The sequence below is a fragment of the Streptomyces fuscichromogenes genome, from assembly GCF_014645815.1.
GTDB classification, from domain to species: domain Bacteria; phylum Actinomycetota; class Actinomycetes; order Streptomycetales; family Streptomycetaceae; genus Streptomyces; species Streptomyces fuscichromogenes.
The window spans coordinates 61,986-86,792 of record NZ_BMML01000013.1 but is presented as its reverse complement, the minus strand read 5'-3'; the positions used below and the strand labels follow the sequence as shown (position 1 = coordinate 86,792).

Here is a 24,807-nt window from a genome sequence, read left to right as displayed (position 1 = left end):
CGGGCGGAGTGGTTCAGAGGCGGATCTGCATGGGGTCACTCGCATCGACGCCGCCGTCGATGACGTGGACGGAACCGGTGATGTACGGCGCCTCGTCGCTCAGCAGGAAGGCGACCAGGGCGGCGACCTCGTCGGCCGTGCCCATGCGCCCGAGGGGGCTGTGCGTGCGCAGTGCGGTGATGGCCGGCTCGCCGCCCAGTGCTTCGGTGAGGGGCTGCTGCATCGGGGTCTCGATCAGACCGGGCGCGATCACGTTCACCCGTACCCCGAGGGGGGCGCCCTCGATCGCGGCGCCGCGGGCCAGACCGATCACCGCGTGTTTGCTCGCCGTGTACGCCACGATCGCGGCGCTCGCCCGCAGCCCGGCGAGGGAGCTGGTGACGACGACGGCGCCCGGTCGGGCGGTGTCGCGGAAGTAGCGCAGGGCGTCGCGCAGACCGAGCAGGACGCCCCGCTGGTTGACCGCGACGACCCGGTCGTAGTCCGCCACGTCGAGGTCGGCGAACGAGCCGAAGGGCCCGGGGATCCCCGCGTTGAGGTGGAGCAGATCGACGCGGCCGAAGTAGGCGACAGCGGCCCGGAGGTACCCCGCCGCGTCGGCCTCCTCCGATACGTCGGCTCCGATGGCCAGTGCCTGGCGCCCGCACTGTGCGGCGACGGCGGACGCGGCGCCCTCGTCGCGGTCGACGAGGGCGACCGAGCACCCCTCGGCTGCGAGGCGCCGCGCGGTGGCCGCCCCGATCCCGCTGCCGGCGCCGGTGACCAGGGCCACGCGTCCGGCAAGCCCGGCGAAGGACATGGCGACCACCCCTAACTCTTCAGAAGTCCCGTTATTTAGGACTGGTATTTCGCTGAACGGGACACTAGCCTGCGTCCACACGTCGGTCAACGACAGGGAAGGAGCCGCGACGGTGAGAACTTCGGACACCGCCCTGACCGTGCGGGGACTGGGCAAACACTTCGGCGGCGTGACGGCGCTCGACGGCGTGGACCTCACCGTGCGGCGTGCCGAGGCCGTGGCCGTCATCGGCCCGAACGGGGCCGGGAAAAGCACGCTGCTCAAACTGATCGCCGGGGTGCACCGACGGGACTCGGGGAGCATCCACCTGGGCGAGCGCCGACTGGACCGGCTGCCGCCGCACCGCATCACCAGACTGGGGGTGGCCCTGGCCCACCAGGTCCCGAGGCCCTTCCACGGCCTGACCGTCCGCGACAACGTGCGGATCGGAGCCATGGCGGCCGGTCCGCCCATGCGCGGGCCGGAACTCGACGAACTGCTCGCCCTGTGCCGTCTGGACACCAAGGCCGCCCGCCCCGCGGACTCGCTGCGCGTCCTGGACCTGAAGCGGCTGGAGGTCGCCCGTGCGCTGGCCACCCGGCCGCAGGTGCTCATGCTCGACGAGGTGGCCGCCGGGCTGGTGGGACGTGAACTCGACGAGGCCATCGACCTGATCCGCCGGGTGCACCAGCGGGGCACCACCGTGATCCTCGTCGAGCACATAGAACGGGTCGTACGCGAGCTGGTCGACCGCGTCCTGGTGCTCAACTGGGGGCGTCCGATAGCGGAGGGCACTCCGGCGCAGATCGCCCTCGACGAGCAGGTGCGGGCGGTCTATCTCGGTGACAGCTCTCCGGCGGGCACCGGTCCGGCCGTCCACTCCCCTGATGTATCTCAGGACATGCGGAGCGCAGGGCAGGACACCGCATCGACTGCCGTGCCCGCCGACACGGATGACGTCCTGGTCCTGGACGGCGTGACCTCCGGATACGGCGACATGCTCGCCCTGCGGGACTTCTCGCTGCGGGTGCGTCCCGGGCAGATCGTGACCGTGCTGGGGGCGAACGGCGCCGGGAAGTCCACGCTCTGCGGCACCCTCATGGGCACCGTCGGGACCCGCACCGGTCGCATCACGGCGTTCGGCCGGGACATCACCCGCCTGCCCGTGCACGAGCGGGCCCGCCTGGGCATCGCCTACTGCCAGGAGGGGCGCCGCGTCTTCGGTGACCTCACCGTCGCCGAGAACCTGCAACTCGGCGCCCCGCTGTCACTCGCCAAGGGTGAGCTGCACACCCGGATGGACCGGGTGCACGCCGTGTTCCCCGTGCTCGCCGAACGCGCCGGGCAGAAAGCCGGGACGATGTCCGGCGGGCAGCAGCAGATGCTCGCCGTGGGACGCGCCCTCATGGCGAACCCGTCCGTACTGATCTGCGACGAGATCTCGCTGGGCCTGGCCCCGGTCGCGATCGACGCGTTGTACCAGGCACTCACCGAGATCAATGCCCAGGGCGTGGCGATCCTGCTCGTCGAGCAGAACGTCAAGCGCGCCCTCGGTATCTGCGACCACGCGGTCGTCCTCTCCCGGGGACGCGTCTCCTACCGAGGCGGCCCGGCCGGTCTGCTCGACGAAGCAGACCTGGACGCCGCGTACTTCGGCACCCCCACCCCAGATGCCGCCGTCTCCTCGACCACCCCCGCCACGCACCCCGGCTCGCCCGCACGCACCACTGGAGACCCGTCATGAGAACAGTCAGACCGTCCCTGCGCCTGGCCTGCGCCGCCGCCTGTGCCGCCCTGCTCGCCGCCGGCTGCGCCGGCAACGACACAACGAGCGCGAGCAGCACGGGCAGCACCGGCCCCATCGTGATCGGCACCAGCATCTCCCTGTCCGGCACCACGGTGCTGACCTCCATCAAGGACGGCTACCAACTCGCCGTCGACAAGGTGAACGCCGCGGGTGGGGTCAAGGTCGATGGCGTCAAGCGCAAGATCAAGCTGGTCGTGCTGGACAACCGCAGCGACACCAACACGATGGTGCAGCAGGTGCGCTCCCTGGTGCTCAGCGACCACGCGGTCGCCCTGCTGGGTTCCTGCTGCCAGCAGAACATCGACATGGAGGGCCAGGCCGACGCGCTGAAGACCCCCCTGATGATGGGCGCCCTCCCGGTGGAGCTGCTGCCGGCGGGCAAGGGCTACGCCTGGGACTCCTTCCAGTCCCTGGCCGACGGCGCCGACAAGTTCTACGAGCTCGCCGCCACCGCGTCCACCAACAAGAAGATCCTGATGGTCTCCAGCAACGATGCCCAGGGCAAGGCCACCGAACAGCTGTGGGGCGGGCTGGGCAAGAAGGCGGGCTTCACCGTCGCCTCCAGCAAGGCGGTGCCCAACGGCACCACGGACTTCTCCGACGTCGTCCAGTCCGGCAAGTCCACGGGCGCACAGATCCTCATCGCCGACATGGCGCCGCAGGACTGCTTCGCGATGTGGAAGCAGATGAAGGCGCTGGCGTACCGGCCGAAGCTCGCCATCGGCCTGCAGTGTGCCCAGACCCCCGGCTGGAGCGCGCTGGGCTCGCTGGGCGACGGCACGCTCGTCCAGCTGAACTGGACGGAGTCGGCGGGGCTCCCGGACACGCAGATGATCGTGGCCAAGTACGCGAAGAAGTACCCCGCTCTCAACGACCTCGGCTCGGTCGCGCTCGGCTACCACGAGGCCGAACTCCTGGTGGACGCCATCTCCCGGTCCGGCGACGCCACGCCCGCCGCCATCAACAAGGCCCTCGCCACCACCGACATGACGTCCGCCCTGGGGCCCGTGAAGTTCACCGCCAACAAGAGCACCACCCCGTCCTTCATCGGGCAGTGGGAGAGCGGCAAGATCCAGCAGGTCTGGCCCGCCAAGGGCGCCGTCCCCCTGAAGTCCCTCTCCGGTCTGGGCTGAGCCCGCCGCGAACAGACAGAAGGGAGTCGAGACATGAGCCTCGACGTGCTCGCCGCCGGCATCCTGGCCGGCGGCCTGTACGCCCTGATCGGCCTGGGAATCTCCTTGGTCTTCGGGGTGCTCGGACTGATGAACCTGGCACACGGCGAACTCGTCATCGGCGGCGCCTACCTCGCCTCGCTGCTCGTCGTGGACGCCGGCTGGGATCCGCTGGCCGCGCTGCCGCTCGCCATGGCCGGCATGGCGCTGATCGCCTACCCCTTGCAGCGCTACCTGCTCACCCCACTGCTGAGGGGCAGCAAGAGTGCCCCGCTGGTGGCCACCTTCGGCCTGTCCCTGCTGGCGCAGGCGCTGTTCCAGGCCGCCTTCGGCACCCACCCCAAGGCGCTGCCCGCCTCCTACGCCGACACCGGCCTGTCCGTGCTCGGCGTGCGGGTCCAGACCGTCTACGTGATCGCCTTCGGGCTCACCGTCGTCCTGTGCGCCGGGACCCACCTGATCCTCACCAGGACCCGGGCCGGCAGCGCGCTGCGGGCGGCCTCGGCCGACCCCGACACCGCGGCCGTGCTCGGGATCGACGTCGACCGCGTCTACGCCATGACCTTCGCCGGCGCGGCGGCCCTCGCCGCGGCCGGCGGAGTGCTCACCGGCGTGGCCCAGAGCTTCACCCCCAGCAGTGGCCTGCCGTTGCTGCTCACCGGCTTCGCCGTGATGGCCCTGGCGGGCATCGGGAGCGTGGGCGGTGTGCTGGCGGCGGGCGTGGCGCTCGGTGTCCTGCAGTCCGTCAGCGTCAGCCTCTTCGGCGGCGGCTGGCGGGACGTGGTCGTCTACCTGGCCTTCTTCCTCGTCCTCGCGGTCCGTCCGCAGGGCCTGTTCCGAAAGGCGTATGCCGGATGACACCTACGCCCACGCCGCGGCGCTGGTGGCCCGCGGCCGCGCTGCTGCTCTCCACCGTGGTCTGCTTCGCCCTCGGAGGCGTACTCGACCACGGCACGCTGGACCTCGGGGTCACCCTGCTGTGCTACCTGGCCATCGCCCAGGCATGGAACATCCTCGCGGGCTTCGGCGGCCTGGTCTCGCTGGGCTCCGCCGCCTTCGTCGCGACCGGCGGCTACGCGGCCGCACTGCTGCTCGTCCACACCGGCCTGAGCTGGCCCCTCGCCGTGGCGGCGGCACCGGTCGTCGCCATGCTGCTCGCTCTGCTGCTGTCCGCGGCACTCCTGCGACTGCGCGGCGACTACTTCTCCGTAGGCACCCTGGCCATCGCCATCGCCCTCCAGGCACTGATCCGCAACTGGGACTGGGCGGGCGGCGCCAGCGGTGTGACCCTGCCGGTCGACGCGGTGCCCAGCGGCGGCAACCTCTTCCAACTCGCCGTAATCGTGGCGGCACTCGCCATGGCACTCACCCTTCACGCACGGCACAGCGCCTTCGGGATCCGGCTGGCGGCGATCCGCGACAACGAACCGGCCGCGGCCGGACTCGGCGTCGCCGTCCGCCGCCACCAACTCGCCGCGCTGCTGCCCTCCAGCGCGATCACCGGGCTGGCCGGGGCGGTGATCGCCTTCCAGTTCGTCGTCATCTCGCCGGACGGCGTGGCCAGCGTGTCGTGGAGCCTCAACGCCGTGCTGATGACCGTGGTCGGGGGGACCGGCACCGTGCTGGGTCCCCTCCTGGGCGTGGCCGTCGTCTACTACGGCCTCACCCGCGAACTGCAGAGCGAGCAGACGCTCTCCCTGGTGATCGAGGGTGTCCTGCTGATCGCCATCGTCCGGTTCGCGCCGCAGGGCGTGTGGCCACTGCTCTGCCGGACGGCCCGCCGCCTGCTCGGCCCGCGCCCCGGCACCGGCCGCCCGGTGACCGGTCGCGGCGACGAGGACGAGACCGTTCCCTCGGGGACCGAGACCCTCGCGATGGACGTCGCATGAGTACGCGGGAGTTCGCCGGCCGTACCGTGCTGATCACCGGCGGCGGTGGCGGCATCGGATACGCCACCGCGGAGCTGATGACCGAGCGGGGAGCCACCGTGGTGGCCCTCGGGCCGGACGATCCAGGTCTGGTCAGGGTCGCCGGACTGCCCGGGGTGACCGCCGTTCCCGGTGACGCCGCCGACGAGGACGACGCACACCGCGCGGTCGACGCGGCGCTGCGGAACGGGGGACGGCTCGACGCCGTGGTGTGCTGCGCCGGGATCGGTACCTTCGGCACCGCCCTGGACCCGGAGCCCGGCTGGCAGGACACACTGCGGGCCAACCTGGACACCGCCTATGTGACGACCCGCCAGGCACTGCCCGGGCTGATCGACACCGGTGGGGCGGTGGTGCTGGTCTCCTCGCTCGCCGGGACGCTCGCCGTCCCCGGTGCGGTCGCCTACACCACCTCCAAGCACGCCCTCATCGGTCTCACCCGGTCGCTGGCCGCCGACTTCGGCCCCCTCGGGGTACGCGCCAACGTGGTCTGCCCGGGGGCCGTGCGCACCTCGATGCTCGACCGCGTGATGGACGAACTCGGCTCACGATCCGGTCTGGACCGCGATGCCGCGTACCGGCGGGCCGGATCGCTGGTGCCCTTGCGCCGGGCGGCGGAGCCGGCGGAGATCGCCGAGGTCGTCGCGTTCCTCGCGGGGCCGCGCTCGGCGGTCGTCACGGGGGCGGTGCTCATGGCGGACTGCGGTGTCTCCGCGGTGGACCTGAGCATGGCGCCCCTCACCCCGAACATGTCCTGAAAAAAGAGATAGCAGTCCTGAAGGAGGGACATCAGAAATGATCACCGGTCTCGGACACACCGGCTTCTGGGTGCACGACCTGGAGCGGATGCGCGACTTCTACAGCCGGGTGATGGGCCTGACCGTCACCGACGAGGACGAGGAACGGGGCATCGTCTTTCTCTCCTCGCGCCCCGACGAGGAGCATCACGAGTTCGTGCTCCAGCGCGGCCGCACGGCACCCGACGGAGCGAAGCTCACGCACCAGGTCTCCTGGCGGGTGGACTCCCTGGAGTCGGTCATCGACTTCCACCACCGTTTCCGGGCCGAGGGGATCGAGGTGCAGCAGGAGGTCACCCACGGCAACGCCATCGGGATCTACTTCTTCGACCCCGAGGGCAATCGCAACGAGGTCTATCTGCGGCTGGAGCGGAACGTCCGCCAGCCCTTCCGCAAGACGATCGACCTCGACCGGTCTCCCGAGGAGATCCTCGCCGAGGCCGAGCGGCTGCTGACCGAAGGGGGGCCCGCGTATCAGCCCGTCCAGTGAGCCCGACGCCCGTCCCGAGACCACCACGGAGCCCACTCCATGACCGAACCCACCCCGGGCACCGGCCCCCTTCCGGCCCAGGACCGGGCGCAGGCTCCGGCCGCCGACGGCCCCGCCGTGCTGATCGTCGGCGCGGGCCCCGTCGGCCTGACCGCCGCCCACCTCCTCGGCTCGCTGGGCGTACGGGTTCTGCTGGTCGAGCGCAACGCCACCACCAGCGACGCCGCCAAGGCGATCAGCCTGGACGACGAGTCACTGCGCACCCTGCAGTCCGCCGGCCTGGCCACCGCCGTGTACCCGATCATCGTGCCCGGCACGGGCACCAAGTACTTCGGCGTGGCCGGCCGTCCCCTGGTACACGCCCGGGGCAGCGGCGACCGGCGCTTCGGGCACCCCTTCAAGAACCCCTTCGCCCAGCCGGACCTGGAACGCGTGCTCCGCGCCGAACTGGTCCGGCACCCCGACGTCGAGGCGCGGTTCGGCACCGGACTGACCGATCTCACCCAGCTCCCGCACGGGGTCCGGGTGACGCTTCGGCCGGACGGCGGGCGAGACACCGAGGAACTCACCGTCGGCTACGTGCTCGGCTGCGACGGCGGACGCAGCACCGTGCGCCGGCTGCTGTCCGTGCCGATGCGGGGACACAGCTTCCCCGACGACGTGTGGCTCGTACTGGACACCCTGGACGACCCGCACCGTGAACGCTACGGCATGCACATCGGCGACCCGTCCCGCCCGACCGTGATCGTGCCCGGACGTGACGGCCGCTGCCGTTACGAGTTCCTGCTCCGGCCCGGCGAGGGCGCGGCCGGTCAGGAGCCGGCGTTCGATCTCGTGCGGCGTCTCCTCCGGCCGTACCGGGAGATCACCCCGGAACAGGTGGAGCGCGCCGTCGCCTACAGCTTCCACGCGCTGCTCGCCGAGCGGCTGCGGGTGGGGCGCTGCTTCCTGCTCGGCGACGCCGCGCACATGATGCCCCCGTTCGCCGGACAGGGCCTCAACTCCGGCATCCGGGACGCGGCCAACCTCTGCTGGAAACTCGCGGAGGTACTGGCCGAGCGGGCCGACGACTCCCTCCTCGACACCTACGACCTGGAACGCCGGCCGCACGCCCAAGCCGTGATCGATCTTTCCGTGCGGCTCGGCCGGACCGTCATGACCACCAGCCGCCCGCGAGCGCACCTGCGGGATCTGCTGGTGCGCGCCGCGCTGCTGACCGGCCCCGGACGCCGCTACTTCACCGAGATGCGCTACCGCCCCGACACCCGGGTGCGCACCGGAGCCGTCGTCCGGCCCGAGAAGCGGGCGCACCCGCTCGTCGGCACGCTGCTTCCACAACCGCACGTACTGCACGGTCCCGGCTACCGGCTCATTCCGCTCGACGACGTACTGGGCACCGGCTGGAGCCTGCTCGGAGTGGGCCTCACCGAAGCCGAGTGGACCTCGGCGCGACAGGCCGGCCTCCCGTGCGCGACCGAGGTGGAGGTGGTCACCGGCGACCTGACACTCGACCGCGGCACCGGCCGGCCCGGGATCACGGACGCCGACGGCAGCCTCCGGGCATTCCTCCAGGACCTGGCCGGGCACTTCGTCCTGGTACGGCCGGACCGTGTGGTCGCGGCGGTCTTCGCGCCCCATCGAGCCGCGCAGGCCGGCCAGGAGCTTCGCCGCTTCGCGTTCGCCCCCGCGGCGGATCCCCCTCTCCCCGCCTTCGCCTCTGGCAGCCACGCCGACACCGGCATCGAAGGAGTCACCCGATGAAACTGAGCACCGTCCGTCTCTCCGGCAACGTCCGGGCCACCACCGCCGCCCGGCAGGACGGGGACACACTCGTCCTGCTGCCCTACGCCGACGTCGGCACGCTGCTGGCCGCAGGCGACGACTGGCCGCGGCTGGCCGCCGAGGACGGGGAACGCGTCCCCCTCGACGGCGCGTCCTTCGCCCCCGTCGTGCCCCACCCCAACAAGATCGTCTGTCTGGGCCTCAACTACGCGACCCACATCAAGGAGATGGGCCGGCAGACCCCCGCCCACCCCACGCTCTTCGCCAAGTTCGACGGCTCCCTCGTCGGCGCGCACGACGAGATCCACATGCCGCCGGTCAGCGACGACCTCGACTGGGAGGTCGAGCTGGGGGTCGTCGTCGGACGCCCCGGCCGTCACATCGCGCGTGAGAAGGCCCTGGAACACGTGGCCGGCTACACGGTCGCCAACGACGTGACCGTCAGGGACTGGCAGCACCGCACCCGGGAGTTCCTCTCCGGCAAGACCTTCGAGGCCACCACCCCCGTCGGGCCCGCACTCGTCACTCCTGAGGAACTGCCGCCCGGCGCCGCCGGACTGGCCGTCTCCTGCAGCGTGGACGGCCACACCATGCAGAAGTCCAACACCAGTGACCTGCTCTTCGACGTCGCCGACATCATCGCCTACGTCAGCACCATCATCACGCTGCTGCCCGGAGACCTCATCCTCACCGGAACCCCGGGCGGCGTCGGAGCCGGCCGCGACCCCAAGGTGTTCCTGCGGCCCGGCCAGGAGCTCGTCACGACCGTGGAAGGCATGGGCAGACTGCGCAACACCGTCGTCAAGGACCGGCTGTGACCCCGGCGGGCGCTCGTCCCACCGAACCGCGCCCAGCCGATACAGTGTCCGGCATGTCAGGAACAGCGTCCCCCAACTACCGCGACCGCAACTCCACGGCCGACCGGGCCCTGGACATCCTGACCATGTTCGACGACACCCACCTCGTCGTCTCGGGAACCGCGGTGGCCGAACGGCTCGGAGTCGCCCGCTCCACCGCGTACCGGTACCTCCAGAGCCTGGTGGCCGGGCGCTTCCTCGAAGAAGCGCCCGGCGGCGGGTTCCGGCTCGGCCTGCGGGTCCTGGAGATCGCCCGGCTGGCACGCCGCAGCTACGGCCTCTCCGAGGTCGCCCTCCCCTCGATGCAGGCGCTCGCCGAAGACGTGCGGGAGACCGTGCTGCTCACCCGCCGCACGGGAGACCTGGTCGTGTGCGTGGACCGGGCGGAGAGCGAGACCCGGGCGGTCCGCATCTCCTACGAACGGGGCAGCGCGCTGCCCCTCAACGCCGGAGCCGCGGCTCTGGTCCTGCTCGCCTGGAGCCCCGAGGACGAGGCACGCCGGCTCCTGGAAGCGGCCGAACTGCGCCGCTTCACTCCGGCCACCCTCACCGACGTCGACGCGCTGGTCGAACGCCTGGGCCGCATCCGCCGACTCGGCTACTCCGTCACCCGCGGCGAACTCGACCTCGACGTCGTGGGCATCTCCGCGCCGATCCGGAGCCAGGGCGGACAGGTCGTGGCGGCGGTGAGCGTGGCCGCCCTGGCCTCCCGCCTGTACCCGGAGGCGGAGGCCGAGGTCGCCCAGAAAGTACTGGCCGTGGCAGGCGAGATCAGCGAACGCCTGGCCCTGGCCGCCGCCTGACGCCGCGTCGCCCGGGCAGGTCCTCGGCGCGGCACGGGCCCGCTCGTCCACGCGGTGACGTCAGGTGGGCGATGCCCGCGCTCGACACGGATACGGCGTGCGGAGTGCGCCTCGCGTCGGCGCTCGTGGATCTCCTCCTACCGGTCCGGAGCGTTCTTCTTGAATCTGCGGTGCGGGGTCGGTGACCCGCCTCCGCGTTCGGTCGCGGTCGCCCACAGCGATGCGAGGGCGAGCCACGTGTGCTGCGGCCTGGATGAGTTCGTGATCGACGGGGTGGGTCCGCACGGTCGTCTTCTGCGCGTTCAGTGGCTGAGTCGCGAGGGCCGGCCTGCCCCCGACTCCAGGAACGCCCGTAGGGTGCCGAGTTTGTGGTCCCGCGCCGCCACCTCGATCTCCAGGGCCGGGGCACCGGTCTCCAGCAGGTCGAGAAGCTGGTGGTGTTCCGTGACCGATTCACGGGCCCGCAGCGGTACGAAGACGAACGTGGAACTACGGATCATGCTCATGCGTTCCGCGTCCCGCTCCACCAGCTCACGCAGATGGGGATTGGGGCACCGGCCGCACAGCAACCGGTGGAAGCGCTGGTTGGTCCTGGTGAAGCCGACCGGGTCGAAATCCTCCAGACAGCCGCGCAGCTCCTCGTTCAGCTGCCGGGCACGGGCGAGGTCGTCCGGTGTGAGCAGGGGAGCGGCCAGCGAGGTCGCGGCGCCCTCCAGATAGGCGAGGGTCTGCATCACGTGGGCGTACTCGGAGGGGTCGATGCCGATCACCTCGGCGCCCACATTGCGTTCGAACCGCACGTACCCCTGTGCTTCGAGGCGCCGGACGGCCTCGCGCACCGGAACCGCGCTGACCCCGAACTCCTTGGCGAGCTGGTCGAGCACCAGACGGTGACCGGAGGCGTAGACGCCGCCCACGATGCGCTCCTTGAGCACCCGGTACGCGGACTCGGACTTCGACAGCCGCTTCTCGTCAGTGGTCCTGGACGCCATTTCCTGCCTCACCGTGCTCCGGCGCACCCCTGCGACCGTCCCGTGATGATAGGCCACCCCCTGGGGGGCGCCGAGTTGCTCCGGGACGGGCTCAGCGCCGCGCGGCGGACTCCAGGCTGAAGTCGACGACGACCTGACCGGTTCCGGTGCTGGGAAAGTAGTCGCACAGCTGCTCGCCGCGGCCGTGGTAGTCGGCGGCCCCGAGGACACCGAAGAGCATTCCGGTGTCCGCCATGGCCCCTTCGCCGCTGCACCGGGCGTTGTAGTCGGGGAGCAGCTCCAGGAACTCCGCGATCCGGCCCTCGCGCCACATCGTGAGCACGGTGTGGTCCATCTCGGCGTTGAAGTCCGAGGTGATCCGGTCGAGATAGGCCTCGGTCAGCGCGTTGGTGGGGAACTGGTGCGACATGGAGCCGCTGGCCAGGAAACCGACCCGGCGGTCGCTGCGGCCGGCGGCCCGGGCGACGGCCTCGCCGACGCGGATGTTCTCCTCGGCGGTGGAGTACATGTTGCAGCCGATGGGCAGCACCCGGATCCTGGGCTCCGCGCTGTTCATGATGTGCATCGGTACCAAGGTGCCGTACTCCAGCCCCAGTTCAGGGATGTCGTGCACCAGGGACTTCTGCCCGCCGGACCTGATCTCCTCGCCGATGAGCGCGGCGAGCTGCGGGTCGCCCGGATAGGAGTAGCGCAGCCCCTGGATGAAGTGGGGCAGCTCGTGGGAGGCGTAGGTGCCCTCGTGCCGCGCCTTGGCGTTGAGGTGGAATCCCGAGCTGTTCAGCCAGTGCGTGTCGGCGACGACGAGGGTGTCCACCCGCCGCTCCCGGGCCCGGCGGCCGACCTCGGTCAGCGCCTCCTCGGCATGGCGTCGGATGCCGTGGTGCCTGCCCTCCTGGAGTGACAGCCAGATCGACGGCACGTGGGTGATCTTCGAGGCGAGGACGATGTCACCCAAGGCGGGCTCCAGGTGTTTCCGGTGCTTGGGGTGCTTCCGGCGTTTTCGCGGGACCCGTTCCGAACCTCGGGACCGGCAGCCTGCGCAGCGCCGTGTGCACGATGTGCGACTCGCTGTAGAAGTCGATGCTGTGCCGGCCGCCCTCGCGGCCGATGCCGCTGGCCTTCACACCGCCGAAGGGAGTGCGGAGGTCCCGGACGTTCTGCGAGTTGATCCACAGCATTCCGGACTCGATCTCCCGCGCCAGGGTGTTGGCCCGGGACAGGTTGTTCGTCCAGATGTAGGCGGCCAGGCCGTACGCGGTGGCGTTGGCCAGTTCGACGGCCTCGTCGTCGGTGTCGAAGGGGGTGACGCACAGGACCGGGCCGAAGATCTCCTCCTGGAAGATCCGGTCGGTCGGCTTCACGTCCGCGAACACCGTGGCGTTGAGGAAGTTCCCCTCGGGCAGACCCTGCGGGCGGTCGCCGCCGGCCACCAGCCGGGCGCCTTCCCGCTGTCCGATCTCGATGTACTCCCGCACCCGCGCGTAGTGCTCGGGGTGGATCAGCGCACCCAGTTCGGTGTCCGGATCCCCGGGCAGTCCGATGCGCACGTTGCGGGCCCGCTCGGCGACCCGGGCGACGACCTGGTCGTACACGGGACGCTCCACGAGCAGCCGGGACCCGGCCGTGCAGCGCTCGCCGTTGAGGCTGAAGATCTGGAAGACGGCGGCGTCGACCGCGGCGTCGAGGTCGGCGTCGGCGAAGACCACGCACGGCGACTTGCCGCCCAGCTCCATGGAGAGCGCCTTGAGGTGCTTGGCCGCGTTCTCCGCGATGATCCGGCCCGTGGTCGTCTCACCGGTGAAGGAGATCAGCGGCACCCGCGGATGGTCGACGAGGGCGGCGCCGGCCTCCTCGCCGATGCCGTGGACGACGTTGAAGACACCGGCCGGGACGCCCGCCTCCGCCATGATCTCCGGGAGCAGGCTCGCCGACAGCGGTGACCACTCGGCGGGCTTGAGCACGACGGTGCACCCGGACGCCAGCGCGGGGGCCAGCTTCCAGCTCTCCAGCATGAACGGGGTGTTCCACGGCGTGATCAGGCCCGCGACGCCGATCGGCTTGCGGATCACGTGGTTGACCTGGTCCTCGCCGACCTGGAAGGCGTCCTCGTGGCCGGCCACGATCATGTCGGCGAAGAAACGGAAGTTCTCCGCCGCGCGGTGGGCCTGGCCCCGGGCCTGGGTGATGGGCAGACCGGTGTCGTAGGCCTCCAGCTCGGCGAGCCGGGCGTCGGCGGCCTCGATGCCCTCGGCGATCCGGTAGAGGATCCGCGAGCGTTCGCGGGCCTTCAGCCTCGGCCACGGCCCCTCGGCGAACGCCCGGCGGGCTGCCCCGACGGCGCGGTCCACGTCCGCCGACTGGCCGGCGGCGCACCGTGTGTACGGCTCGTTGGTGACCGGGTCGAGCACGGGGAAGGTCTCGCCGCCGAGGCTCGGCACGGCCCGGCCGTCGATGTGGTGCGTGATCAGGGCGGGCAGGCCCGCGGGGCGCGCGCTGGGTTCCTGTGTCGTGGTGGTGCCGGTCATCGTGCTGCGACCTCCAGGGGGCCGGGAACCAGGCCGCGGGCCTGGTCGAACAGGGAGAGGATCTGCTGGCGACCGGTCTCGGTCGGGGGGATGAGCGGCGGGCGCACGGCGCCGGAGGGCAGCACGCCCTGCTGTTCGAGCAGCCACTTCGCCGGGGCCGGGTTGGTCTCGACGAAGAGCAGGTCCACCAGGGGGTGCAGCCGGTAGTGCAGCTCGGTGGCCTGCTCGTGGCGCCCGGCCGCGTAGTGGTCGTACATCTGGGCGACCGCGCCGGGGGCGAGGTTGGACAGCGCGCTGATGAAGCCGGTGCCGCCGAGAGCGAGCAGGGGGAGGCACAGCAGTTCGATGCCGGACCACATCAGGAAGTCACGCCCGCACAGGTGGTAGACGTGGGAGAAGTGCTCGAAGTCCTTGGTGGTCTCCTTGATGCCCACGATGTTGTCGTGGTCCCTGCGCAGCCGGTACACGGTCTCCGGGGCGATCTCCACCGAGGTGCGCACCGGCACGTTGTAGACGACGAGCGGTAGGTCCGGGTACTCCCGGGCGATCCGGGAGTACCACTGGTAGAGCGCCTCCTGGGTGGGGCGCGCGTAGTACGGCGTGACGACGAGCGCGGCGTCGGCGCCGAGGTCCTGGGCGGCGCCCGTGAGGGCCAGCGTCTCGTCGAGCTTCAGTGATCCGGTGCCCGGCAGGAACGGGACGCCGTCGGCCGTCTCCTCGGCGACCACCCGCATGGCGGCGACGCGTTCGTCGACGCTCTGCACGCCGGGCTCACCGGTCGAACCGCCGATGGACAGACCGTGGGAGCCGTTGGCGAGCTGCCACCGGCAGAAGGAGCGCAGCCCGTCCAGATCGACGTCGAACTCCGGGGTGAACGGGGTCACCAGGGCTGTGAAGGCGCCTCTCAGGCGTGCGGGGTCGGAGCGGAACTTCATCGGATGACCTTCCCTGTTGCCGTGTATGAAATCGTATATGATTTACCGCCGGTCTTCGCGCCCGTCCGGCTCGCCCGCCGCGCACCAGGCCCGGTAGTGCCCCGACCACTCCTCGTTCATCGGGTACAGGCCGTCGACCGGGCTGCCGGCCGCGACCCGCTGAGCGATGAAGCGTTCCTGCCGCTCCTGTTCGACGGCGTCCCGGGCGACCTCGTCCACCAGCGCCGGCGGGATGACGAGCACCCCGTCGCCGTCGCCGACCACGATGTCGCCCGGCCGGACCAGGGTTCCGCCGCAGGCGATCGCGACGTCGCCCTCCCACGGCACGTGCCGTCTGCCCAGCACCGCGGGGTGTCCCCCCGCGTGGTACGTCGGGATGTCGAGGTCCGCCACGGCGGCCAGGTCGCGTACGCCGCCGTCGGTGACGATGCCCTCGGCGCCCCGGAGTTGGGCACGGAGGGCGAGGATGTCGCCGATGGTGCCCGAGGTGGGGTCCCGCCGGGCCTCGATGACCAGGATCTCGCCCGGCCGGATACTCTCGACGGTGGCCTTCTGGGCGTTCATCCCGCCGCCGACCTCCGCGAACAGGTCCTCCCGCAGCGGCAGGTAGCGCAGCGTCCGGGCGACGCCCACCATGCGGCGGGTGGGGCGGGTCGAGGTGAGGCCGTCGACGGACACGTTGTTCAGACCGCGTCGGCGCAACTGGGAACTGAGGGTGGCCGTGGAGACGCTCGACAGCAGCGCACGCTGCTCGGCCGACAGGCCGCCTGCCGCCGGACGGCCGCCGTAGGCCTCCGCCCGCACGCCGGCGCCCCCGCGTGGCAGGGCGCCGATGGGGCTGAGGGGCGCCTCGCCCTCGGTCACCGTGTTGCCGAGCCGGCCGGTGGTGAGTGCGCCCGCGGTCACCTCGACCTCCACCGTGTCGCCGGGGTGGACCACGGTGGAACCGGTGGGCGTGCCGGTGAGGACGACGTCCCCTTCCTCCAGCGTCATCAGCCGCGAGAGGTCGGCGACCAGCAGGGGGAGGGAGAACAGCCAGTCGTCGGAGCCCGCCTCCTGGACCAGCCGGCCGTTGACCCAGCTGCGCAGCGCCAGATCGGCGGGGGCGATGGCACGGGCGTCGAGCAGCGTCGGGCCGAGGGGTGTGTATCCGTCGATGCCCTTCGAGCGCAGGTTCGACCCGCGGTCGGCGTACCGCAGGTCGTAGACCCCCGCGTCGTTGGCCGCCGTGACCCACCGCACGTGGTCCCAGGCGCTCTCGACCGGGATGCGGCGCCCGCGCTCGCCGATGACCAGCGCGATCTCGCCCTCGAAGGCGAGCAGTTCGCAGCCGGGCGGGCGGACCAGCGGGTCGCCGTCACCCGAGAGCGTCGAGGGCGGCTTGAGGAAGTAGGAGGGGAACGAGGGTGTCCGGCCTCGCTCGTCGGCACGGCTGCGGTAGTTGAGGTGCACCGCGAGGATCTTGGATGGGGCCAAGGCGAGTGGATGGGGCATGGGTGAAGCTCCCTCGATCGCGAAAATCGTCTATGGAATCGAATATGATCAAGGTGATCGGTGGAGTCCCAGCCCCGGCCGATCGACCGGTCCCGCCCGTTGCGAGGTCATGCTCGGTGGCGCGTGTCCTTCACGACGTGGCCGTCCTTGACGACCAGGACCACATGGCTCTGGTCGGCGAACTTCTCCGGCTCGCGCAGGGGATCGAAGTCGAGCGCCACGAGATCCGCGATCTTGCCCGCTTCGACGGTGCCGATCCGGTCGGACATCCGGATGATCTCCGCGTTGGTCCGGGTGGCCGAAATGATCGCTTCCATCGGGCCGACGACTTCGGACTTCAGCGCGATCTCGCGTCCGCGGTCCACCTGTTCCGGGCCGGTGAGGTCGCTTCCCGACCCGACCCGTACTCCGTGCCGGTACGCCAGCCTGATGGATTCGGCCATCGCGTCCCGCAGGCCGTCGAGCCGCGGCAGGACCGCCTCGGGGATTCCCCATTCCTCGGCCTTGCCGGCCATGAGGACCGCCACCGTCATCGTCGGCACGATCGACGCGTCCGCCGCGGCGATCTTCATCGCGGTGTCCTCGTCGAGGAAGGTGGCGTGTTCGAAACATGCCACGCCCGCCTCGAGCCCGTTCCGAATGGCGTGCACGTTGTGGGCGTGGGTGGTGACGTACGTCCCGCGGGCGCGTGCCTCCTGCACGGCGGCCGCGAGTTCGACGACCGTGAACTGCGTGTCGTCGAGGCTGTCGGAGAGCGAGACAACGCCTCCCGACGCACACATCTTGATCTGCGTCGCGCCGCGCTTGAACGCGCGCCGTACCGCCAGACGCACCCCGTCCGGTCCGTCGCAGACGGCGGACATCTGCGTCAGGCCGGGGATCCCGCCCGTGTTGACCTGCGGGCCGTGATGGTGGTCGATCGCGGACGTCCACGGCGAGTTCGACGCGTCTCCGTGGCCGCCTGACTGGCAGAGGAGCGGCCCGGAAGGCAGCAGACGCGGACCGCGCACGAGTCCGGTGTCGATCGCTTCCCTGAGGCCGCCGTCGGCGCCGGCGAGTTCGCGCGCGGTGGTGAACCCGGCTTCCAGGCAGAGTTCCGCGTTGCGAAAGATCTGCGCGGCGACGACGGCGGCCGGCATCCAGCCGGGCGGATCGGGCTCGGCGAGACCCAGGTGCGTGTGGAGGTCGATGAGACCGGGGAGCAGCCAGAGACCGGACAGGTCAAGCGATTCGCCGGCCGACGACGGGCCGGCGCCGACCGACGTGATCAGCCCGTCATCGACGACCACCTTCGCGCCGGTGATCGTGTCGCCGCCGGTTCCGTCGATGAGGGTCGCGCTGTGCAACGTAAGGGACACCGTTGTCTCCCAGGGTCAGGCGGGCGTGAGATGTCTGCCGAAGAACTCGAGGACGATTTCCAGCCGCTGGCGGCGGTGCAGCGGGGATCCGGACCTGGACATCTCATGGCCCTCGCCGGAGAAGCGCACGAACTCGACCTCCCGTTCAAGGGTCCGGAGGGCGACGAAGAGCTGTTCGGCCTGCTCGATCGGGCAGCGCAGGTCGGACTCGGCGTGGAGGATGAGCAACGGCGTCGTGATGTTCTGCGCGTACGTGATCGGCGACATCGCGAGGTACGCTTCCGGGTCCTTGAGGTGGCTCGTGCCCACGTGGTGCCGGAGCACGCCGGCGATGTCGCTGGTGCTTTCCATCGTCAGCAGATTGTTGACGGCGCGTTCGCTGCAGGCGGCCGCGAACCGGTCCGTGTGGCCGATCGTCCACGACGTCAGGAATCCGCCGAAGCTCCCGCCGAGAATTCCCATCCGGTCCGGGTCGACGAACGGGAACCGCTCGATGACGGTGTCGGTGACGGCCATGAGGTCCGCGTAGTCCACGCTTCCCCAGCCGGTGCCGCCGAGCGCGTGGCCACGGATCGCGCGTCCGAACGCCTCCTCCCGGCCCGAGCTTCCCCGAGGGTTCGACCAGACGACCACGTAACCCGCCGCCGCCTGCACGTGGAACTCGTCGAAGAACCGGTTCGCGTACTGGCTGAAGGAACCGCCGTGCACGTTCAGCAGCATCGGGTACGACTTGTGCGGGTCGAAGTCCGGGGGAGTGAGGATCCACGCGTCGATGTCGACGGTGCCGTCCGTCGAGCGGACCACGAAGTGCTCGCCCTGTCGGGGCGAGGTGTCGGCGATGAACGCCGCACCGAGATCCGTGAGTCGCTCCACCCTGCCGTCCGCCTGGACGGCGAACAGCTCGCTCGGGCTGGTGGGCGTCGACAGCGCGTACACGATCACACCGGCAGCGCTGTCGTACCCGGTGACGCATCCGCCGTCCCCGGCCAGGCGGACCGGTGCCGAGGAACCGTCCGCGTCGACCCGGTACAGGGCGACGTCTCCGCGGTCCTCGGCCGTCACGAGAATCGTGGCGTCGTCCAGCCAGCGCGGGCTCTGGATGTCGGGATACGGCGCGAAGTTCCGGTCGAGGCCACGGGAGATCCAGCGCCGCTCGCCGCCCTGGATCGGGATGAGCCCGACATGGGTGTTGCGGGGCGAGTCCTCGATGTCGTCGGCTCCGAGGAAGGCGACCCGGGTGCCGTCAGGGGACACCGAGGGGTTCTGGAAGGAGCCGTCCGTGGCGCTGATCGTCCTCAACTCACCGGTTCCCGTGGAGAGTTCGAAGATGTCCGTGCGCAGGTCGAGGTCCCAGCGCGCGTGAGTCGCGCCGTTCACCACCAGGGCTCCGCTGTCGGGCGTCCACTCATGGCTGTGCAGGGAGAACTCGCCCGGGGTGAGATCGCGAGCCGGCTCGGAGGCGTCCACGGCGACCGTGAACACGTGGAGCGGGCGGTCCGCCACCGGCCCCAGGCCGTCTATTCGGGAGAACAGCCGTGTGACACGCAGGGGTGGACGTGCGTTCTCGGGGACGCCGTATCGCGGATCGCTCGCGCGTGCGGTGTAGGCGATGTGGTTTCCGTCGGGCGACCAGCACAGGCCGTGCGGACCGTCGCCGACGATGTCGAGCTGTCGTGACTCGCCCGATCCGTCGGGGGAGGAGATTCCGATCTCCGCGCGCACCGTGCCGTTGTCGACGGTCATCGACATCGTCGCGAGGCGGGTGCCGTCCGGCGACCAGGCCGGTTGGGATGCGTCGGACCCGGCCGGCGAGAAGGGTACGGCGGGTTCGCTGCCGTCCGTCGGGGCCACCCAGACCCGGCTGCGGTACCGGTTGTGCGCTTCGTCGACGCTCTGCACGACGAACGCGACCCGGCTTCCGTCGGGCGACAGCGTGGGCTGCCTGATCTGGAAGAGCGCCGCGACTTGGCTCGGGTTCACGCGGGGCCCCGCATGAGGGAGGCGGCGACGTACCCGAACAGCGTGCCGGCCGGCTCGTTCGTCTGCAGGCGGGCGAGGGCCAGGCCGCCCAGGCTCCGGTCGATCACGGTGGCGAGCTCCTCGGGAGCGAGCGGGAGCGTCTCTCCGGCGGCATCGGCGTATTCACTGAGTTCGGCCGCGAACCGACTGATCTCGGAAGTCGGGTTGTGCTGGTCGTCCTGCGGGTGTTTGCGCCGGTGGGCCACGTCCTCGATGCCGAGGTCGATCGCGGCCACCGCGAGCGGTCCGGACATGAACTCTCCGTAGTGTTGACCGTAGGCGTACATGACTTCCTGCAGCGGGGCTCCGGGCTCGGCGACCTCGTGGAGGCTCGGCAGTACCCAGTAGTCGGCGAGCGCGGCCGCGAAGAGCTGGCGCTTTCCTCCGAAGATCGAATAGATGGCACCCGAGGTCAGGCCCGCCAGCGTTGCCACCGCGTCGACGGAACAGGCCTGATACCCCTCCTTCGCGGCGAGTTCGCGTGCTGCGTCAAGGAGTGCCTGACGAGACCGGGCCTTGGCCGCGGACCGCACAGGCCACTTCCGCTCCTTCTGTTCAGTCAACGCTCCCCCTTGTCGAGTTGCGGTAACGAAGTTATCATGATGATGCTATCACATCGCGGCCCTTGATCGGCCCCAGGCATTTCGGCCTCCTTGAGGAAGGAACGCCCGAGGAAGGTATCGGTTCGGTGCGTCGTGGGATGACCCCGCGACGCAGGTTGTGGCACTGACTGGGACTCGGTCCGTCACTGCCGTGCTCATCACCGGTTCCTCGTGGTTCCGACCGGTGCCCGCAGCGATCTCGAACTACGAACGAGGTGCACAGTTGACTCGCGCGACGTCATACCCGGGCGGTCTCTTCCGGAAGGCCATCGCTGATGCGGAACCTTATGTACCGGGCAGGACCGCGGTTCTTCTTCAGCAGGAGCACGGCATCCGGGGACCGGTGGTGAAGCTCAGCTCGAACGAGAACCCGCTCGGGATGTCGCCGGCGGCCGAACGGGCGATAGTGGAGGCCGCCGCGGCCGCGTGCGGCTACCCGGACGACCAGTCACTCGGACTCCGCCGGAAGCTGGCCGAGGAACTCGACGTGGACATCGACAACGTGCTCGCCGGGAACGGCTCGTCCGACGTGATCTACCGTCTCGGCGCCGCGATGCTCGAACTCGGCGACAACGTCGTGATGAGCAAGTACTCGTTCAATCTCCTGAGCATCGTCACCAAGATGTTCGGCAGTGAGCTGCGCGCGGTGGAGATGGACCGGTACCACCATGATCTTCAAGCCGTCCTCGGCGCGATCGACGACCGGACCAAGATCGTGTACGTCGACCTGCCCAACAACCCGATGGGCTCGGACGTCGCGGACGCGGACTTCCGCCGTTTCGTGTCCCGGCTGCCCTCCCATGTCCTGCTCGTCGTGGACGAGGCCTACCTGGAGTTCGCCGACCCGGAATACCGGCACGGCACCATCGACCTCATCCGCGAGGGCCGCAATGTCATGGTGGTCCGCACCTTCTCGAAGTCACACGGCCTCGCCGGCGTGCGTGCCGGATATGCGGTCGGCCTGCCCGAGATGATCGCGGGCCTCGCGGTCGCCGGCCTGCCCTTCTCCGTCAACACGCTCGCCCAGGCCGCCGCGGAGGCCGCGGTGGACGACAAGGATTTCCTCGCGCGCACGGTGGAGCTGAACCGCAGGGAGCGGGAGGCGCTCTGCGCTCATCTCGACCGTGAGGGGATCGCGTACGTGCCGTCCCAGACGAACTTCGTCGCCATCGACCTCGGTTCGCGCGCCGGAGCCGTGGTGCGGTCGCTCGAACAATCGGGTGTGATCGTGCGCCACCTGGCCGGATACGGGCTGGAGAACTTCATCCGGGTCAGTCTCGGCACACCCGAGATGAACGTCAGGTTCATCGACGCGCTGACCCGGGCACTGGGCGAACCGTTCTCCGGCATCGCCGCGGCCGACGTTGAGGTGGATGCCCGATGAGCGCCTTCGGCCAGGACGTGGACGCGGTCACCCTCCACGCCGTCGACCCCCTCGACCGCGGCCAGGACAGGCTCACCCAGGGCTGGCACCGTGTCTATCAGAGGGCACTCCAGGAGACATACGGGTCGACGGCCGCCGGATGGTCGCAGGAGGAGGTGCGGGTCCAGTTCACGCACCAGGAGTACGAAAGGCGAGCGGCCTGGGCGGCGGTCCGTGACGACGCGGTCGTGGGACACGCGCAGCTGATCCTCTTCGTCGCCGACAACACCCACTTCGCGAAGCTGCACGTGGCGGTGGATCCCGCGTACCGTCGGCGGGGCATCGGCAGCGCGCTCCTCCGCGTCCTCGAAGACGCCGCCCGGGCGGCCGGACGCACCGTGCTGGTCGGACATTCGGACGTCCTGTTCGGCCATGACGATCCCGCGGCCGGTTTCGCCGAGAGCGCGGGTTACGCCCGAGGGCAGGCGAACCTTCGAAGCGACCTCCTGCTTCCGCCGAGGCGCGACCTCGAAGCGGAACTCGGTGCGTCGTCGGCCGACTACGAACTTCTCACCTCCTGGGGTGAGATTCCCGGTGACTGGCTCGAACAGCGCGCACGCCTCGCTGCGCACATGAGCACCGCGGCACCGCGTGGCGACGTCGACGTGCAGGAGGAACGCTGGAACGTCGAACGAGCCCGGCGTGTGCGGCGGACGATGCTCGACCAGGGACGCCAGGTGGTCGAAACCGTCGCACGGCAACGGCAAAGCGGTCTCCTCGCCGGCTACACCACCCTTGTGGTGCCGGCCGGCCGGCCGGAACTCTCGCTGCAGTGGGACACGTTCGTGCTGTCCGAGCATCGCGGCCATCGACTCGGTCTTCACCTCAAGGTCGCGAACCTGCTTGCCCTGCATCACGCGCTCCCTGCCGTGGAACGAGTGGTGACCTGGAACGCCGCGGAGAACGAGCCGATGCGGCGGGTGAACCGAGCGATGGGCTTCGTGCCGGTGGGCCATCACACCGAGTGGCAGAAGGCGTTCACGTGACCGATGCCGGCAGCCGCGCCTCGACGAACTGAGCCGAAAGGACGCCCACTGATGACCGGCACGACCGCGGAGCACGACCGCTCCGGTGCCCGTCCCGCTCCGAAATGGCCGGCACGATGACCCTGTCACCGACCGGTGCCGGGTACGTCCCCGCGCTCGGGACACTCCTCGCGGACCTGCGCGAGCTGGTCGAGTGCGAGTCGCCCTCGAGTGACCTGGCCGCCGTCGCCCGGTCCGCCGACCTGGTGGCGCGACTCGGCGCGACGCGGCTCGGGGCGGTCCCGGAGCGGATCGTCGTGGACGGGGTCCATCACCTGCGCTGGCGCTTCGGCGGTTCGCGGGCGAAGCCGCGGGTGCTGGTGCTCGGCCACCACGACACGGTGTGGCCGATCGGCACGCTCGCGCGGCATCCGTTCGACGTGACCGACGGCGTCCTGCGGGGGCCCGGCTGCCTGGACATGCTCGCCGGCCTCGTCATGGCCCTGCACGCGATCGCCGCCCTGCCCTCCCGGGACGGCGTGACCCTGCTGGTGACGGGGGACGAGGAAGTCGGATCGGTGAGCTCGCGCTCCCTGATCGAGGACGAGGCGCGGTCCGCCTCCGCGGCCCTCGTTCTGGAGGCCTCGGCCGACGGCGGAGCCCTCAAGACGGCCCGCAAGGGCATCTCGATCTACGAGCTGGAGATCCTCGGCCGGGCCGCCCATGCCGGCCTGGAGCCGGAGAAGGGCGTGAACGCGACGGTGGAGCTCGCCCATCAGGTGCGGGCGATCGTCGCGCTCGGAGGCGGTGGCACGACGGTCACGCCGACCGCCGTGGTGGCCGGCACGACCGCCAACACCGTGCCGGCGGCGGCCCGGGTCTCGGTCGACGTCCGGGCGTGGAGCACGGCGGAGCAGGAGCGCGTGGACACGGCCCTGCGCGCGCTCGTGCCGGTGCTGCCGGAGGCCGGGTTGGTGCTTCACGGCGGCATCAACCGGCCGCCGCTGGAGGAGTCGTCGTCGCTGCCGCTCTTCCGGCAGGCACAGGCCGTCGCGGCGCGGCTCGGGCTCCCCGGCCTCGACCGCGCGGCCGTCGGCGGCGCCTCCGACGGCAACTTCACCGCCGGTGTCGGCACGCCCACGCTGGACGGCCTCGGAGCGGTCGGTGGCGGGGCGCACGCCGCGGACGAGCATCTCCTCGTCGACCGGCTCATCGACCGTACGAGACTGCTGAACGCACTGCTCCTCGACCTGCTGGGAAGGGGCGTGGTCGGGAACTAGCCACGGGAGACGGCATTCTGTGGTCCCCTGCCGAGGCTCATCACCGGCAGAGCCGTCCTCGTCTCCCCGTTCACCGGCCCGGGCCCGCGCCGAGCCGTGAGGGCGAACCAGTTCAGGTGGCACGGGCGGTGTCGACGGTGGCGGCCATGCCGGCGACCAGGAAACCGAGTCCCTGGTGGTCGATGATCCTGCGGCCGAACGCGGTGCGCTCCCGCGTGTAGGCGACGGTGGAGTCCAGCGCGGCCCCGTCCCAGTAGGCGGTCGCGGTGCGGGCGAACAGGGCGTAGAAATCGGCCTTTCCACCGTGGGGTGATCCAGGCTTTCGCGCCGCTGACGCGGTAGCCGTCGCCGCCGCGTTCGGCTCGGCAGGCCAGGGCGGCCGCGTCGGATCCGGCGTGGGGTTCGCAGCGGCTGTAGCCGCCGATCTGCCGACCGGCCAGCACCTCCACGGCCCAGCGCTCCCGCTGTTCCTCGCTGCCGAAGCGCAACAGGGGAGAGGCGGCCAGGGTGTGGACGCTGACGGCCACGGCTACGGCCGCCCAGCGGGCCGCCAGTTCCTCAAGGACCTGGAGGTACATCTCGTACGGCTGGTCTCCGCCGCCGAAGTCCGCGGAGTAGGGCAGTCCCAGCGGCCAGGCCCGGCCGAGCAGGGCGAAGAGCCCGTCGGGGTAACGGTGTTCGCGCTCGTACCCGTCGACGCGGGGCGCGAGTTCCTTGTCGGCGATGTCCCGCACGAGGTCGATGAGGTCGTGCGCCTCTTGGCCGGGCAGCAGACGATCGACGGGCATGACGGTGCTCGT

Annotated in this window: 22 protein-coding genes; 12 read left to right on the top strand and 10 right to left on the bottom strand. The window is 70.7% G+C overall.

Annotated features, from left to right (window positions below):
• Positions 1-13 precede the first annotated feature (13 nt).
• Positions 14-799 carry an SDR family NAD(P)-dependent oxidoreductase gene (locus IEZ11_RS27045; RefSeq protein ID WP_189265491.1) on the bottom strand — a complete coding sequence of 262 codons (786 nt, stop codon included), beginning with the start codon at positions 797-799 and terminating at the stop codon, positions 14-16.
• Positions 800-911: 112 nt separating this feature from the next.
• Between IEZ11_RS27045 and IEZ11_RS27040 the strand changes: the two genes are divergently transcribed.
• From IEZ11_RS27040 to IEZ11_RS27000, 9 genes are read left to right on the top strand one after another with little or no spacing between them, the layout of a single operon-like run.
• The gene (locus IEZ11_RS27040) at positions 912-2,522 is read left to right on the top strand and encodes an ATP-binding cassette domain-containing protein (RefSeq protein ID WP_189265490.1); all 1,611 of its coding nucleotides are present in this window, start codon (positions 912-914) and stop codon (positions 2,520-2,522) included.
• Positions 2,519-3,718 (top strand): ABC transporter substrate-binding protein, encoded by a 1,200-nt coding sequence (locus tag IEZ11_RS27035; RefSeq protein WP_189265489.1) that lies wholly within the window; start codon positions 2,519-2,521, stop codon positions 3,716-3,718. Before IEZ11_RS27040 ends, IEZ11_RS27035 begins: the two co-directional genes overlap by 4 nt.
• A gap of 33 nt (positions 3,719-3,751) precedes the next feature.
• The gene (locus IEZ11_RS27030; RefSeq protein ID WP_189265488.1) at positions 3,752-4,615 is read left to right on the top strand and encodes a branched-chain amino acid ABC transporter permease; all 864 of its coding nucleotides are present in this window, start codon (positions 3,752-3,754) and stop codon (positions 4,613-4,615) included.
• Positions 4,612-5,646 carry a branched-chain amino acid ABC transporter permease gene (locus IEZ11_RS27025; protein WP_189265487.1) on the top strand — a complete coding sequence of 345 codons (1,035 nt, stop codon included), beginning with the start codon at positions 4,612-4,614 and terminating at the stop codon, positions 5,644-5,646. The genes IEZ11_RS27030 and IEZ11_RS27025 overlap by 4 nt, the downstream gene beginning before the upstream one ends.
• Positions 5,643-6,443 (top strand): SDR family NAD(P)-dependent oxidoreductase, encoded by an 801-nt coding sequence (locus IEZ11_RS27020; protein WP_189265486.1) that lies wholly within the window; start codon positions 5,643-5,645, stop codon positions 6,441-6,443. Before IEZ11_RS27025 ends, IEZ11_RS27020 begins: the two co-directional genes overlap by 4 nt.
• Before the next feature lie 37 nt (positions 6,444-6,480).
• Positions 6,481-6,972 carry a VOC family protein gene (locus tag IEZ11_RS27015; RefSeq protein WP_189265485.1) on the top strand — a complete coding sequence of 164 codons (492 nt, stop codon included), beginning with the start codon at positions 6,481-6,483 and terminating at the stop codon, positions 6,970-6,972.
• Positions 6,973-7,011: 39 nt separating this feature from the next.
• Positions 7,012-8,733: a bifunctional 3-(3-hydroxy-phenyl)propionate/3-hydroxycinnamic acid hydroxylase gene (locus IEZ11_RS27010; RefSeq protein WP_189265484.1), complete on the top strand. Its 1,722-nt coding sequence runs from the start codon at positions 7,012-7,014 to the stop codon at positions 8,731-8,733.
• A complete protein-coding gene (locus IEZ11_RS27005; RefSeq protein WP_189265483.1) occupies positions 8,730-9,572 on the top strand; it encodes a fumarylacetoacetate hydrolase family protein in 843 nt (280 codons plus the stop codon). Before IEZ11_RS27010 ends, IEZ11_RS27005 begins: the two co-directional genes overlap by 4 nt.
• Before the next feature lie 53 nt (positions 9,573-9,625).
• Positions 9,626-10,414, top strand: a complete 789-nt coding sequence (locus tag IEZ11_RS27000) for an IclR family transcriptional regulator (protein ID WP_189265482.1) — start codon at positions 9,626-9,628, stop codon at positions 10,412-10,414.
• 302 nt (positions 10,415-10,716) lie between these two features.
• Here IEZ11_RS27000 and IEZ11_RS26995 read toward each other — a convergent pair whose 3' ends face one another.
• From IEZ11_RS26995 to IEZ11_RS26960, 8 genes are all read right to left on the bottom strand, one after another.
• A complete protein-coding gene (locus tag IEZ11_RS26995) occupies positions 10,717-11,406 on the bottom strand; it encodes a GntR family transcriptional regulator (protein WP_189265481.1) in 690 nt (229 codons plus the stop codon).
• A gap of 91 nt (positions 11,407-11,497) precedes the next feature.
• Positions 11,498-12,361: a 3,4-dihydroxyphenylacetate 2,3-dioxygenase gene (gene hpaD, locus IEZ11_RS26990; protein WP_189265480.1), complete on the bottom strand. Its 864-nt coding sequence runs from the start codon at positions 12,359-12,361 to the stop codon at positions 11,498-11,500.
• On the bottom strand, positions 12,354-13,931 hold the full coding sequence (gene hpaE / locus IEZ11_RS26985; protein ID WP_189265479.1) for a 5-carboxymethyl-2-hydroxymuconate semialdehyde dehydrogenase: 1,578 nt from the start codon (positions 13,929-13,931) through the stop codon (positions 12,354-12,356). The genes hpaD and hpaE overlap by 8 nt, the downstream gene beginning before the upstream one ends.
• Positions 13,928-14,866 carry a 4-hydroxy-tetrahydrodipicolinate synthase gene (gene dapA, locus IEZ11_RS26980; RefSeq protein ID WP_189265478.1) on the bottom strand — a complete coding sequence of 313 codons (939 nt, stop codon included), beginning with the start codon at positions 14,864-14,866 and terminating at the stop codon, positions 13,928-13,930. The genes hpaE and dapA overlap by 4 nt, the downstream gene beginning before the upstream one ends.
• Positions 14,867-14,908: 42 nt before the next feature.
• Positions 14,909-16,360 carry a fumarylacetoacetate hydrolase family protein gene (locus IEZ11_RS26975; protein ID WP_189265477.1) on the bottom strand — a complete coding sequence of 484 codons (1,452 nt, stop codon included), beginning with the start codon at positions 16,358-16,360 and terminating at the stop codon, positions 14,909-14,911.
• A gap of 107 nt (positions 16,361-16,467) precedes the next feature.
• A complete protein-coding gene (locus IEZ11_RS26970; protein WP_189265476.1) occupies positions 16,468-17,718 on the bottom strand; it encodes a metal-dependent hydrolase family protein in 1,251 nt (416 codons plus the stop codon).
• Between the two features lie 15 nt (positions 17,719-17,733).
• Positions 17,734-19,698: a S9 family peptidase gene (locus IEZ11_RS26965; RefSeq protein ID WP_189265475.1), complete on the bottom strand. Its 1,965-nt coding sequence runs from the start codon at positions 19,696-19,698 to the stop codon at positions 17,734-17,736.
• Positions 19,695-20,270: a TetR/AcrR family transcriptional regulator gene (locus IEZ11_RS26960; protein WP_229713401.1), complete on the bottom strand. Its 576-nt coding sequence runs from the start codon at positions 20,268-20,270 to the stop codon at positions 19,695-19,697. The genes IEZ11_RS26965 and IEZ11_RS26960 overlap by 4 nt, the downstream gene beginning before the upstream one ends.
• Positions 20,271-20,457: 187 nt before the next feature.
• Between IEZ11_RS26960 and hisC the strand changes: the two genes are divergently transcribed.
• The 3 genes from hisC (at position 20,458) to IEZ11_RS26945 (ending at position 24,007) form a co-directional block, all read left to right on the top strand.
• The gene (hisC, locus tag IEZ11_RS26955; RefSeq protein WP_308426500.1) at positions 20,458-21,723 is read left to right on the top strand and encodes a histidinol-phosphate transaminase; all 1,266 of its coding nucleotides are present in this window, start codon (positions 20,458-20,460) and stop codon (positions 21,721-21,723) included.
• Complete coding sequence (locus IEZ11_RS26950) at positions 21,720-22,748, top strand: GNAT family N-acetyltransferase (RefSeq protein WP_189265472.1); 1,029 nt, start codon at positions 21,720-21,722, stop codon at positions 22,746-22,748. The genes hisC and IEZ11_RS26950 overlap by 4 nt, the downstream gene beginning before the upstream one ends.
• A gap of 116 nt (positions 22,749-22,864) precedes the next feature.
• On the top strand, positions 22,865-24,007 hold the full coding sequence (locus IEZ11_RS26945) for a M20/M25/M40 family metallo-hydrolase (protein ID WP_189265471.1): 1,143 nt from the start codon (positions 22,865-22,867) through the stop codon (positions 24,005-24,007).
• Here IEZ11_RS26945 and IEZ11_RS52770 read toward each other — a convergent pair.
• Positions 24,004-24,795 (bottom strand): acyl-CoA dehydrogenase family protein, encoded by a 792-nt coding sequence (locus IEZ11_RS52770; protein WP_444544937.1) that lies wholly within the window; start codon positions 24,793-24,795, stop codon positions 24,004-24,006. The genes IEZ11_RS26945 and IEZ11_RS52770 overlap by 4 nt on opposite strands.
• Positions 24,796-24,807 lie beyond the last annotated feature (12 nt).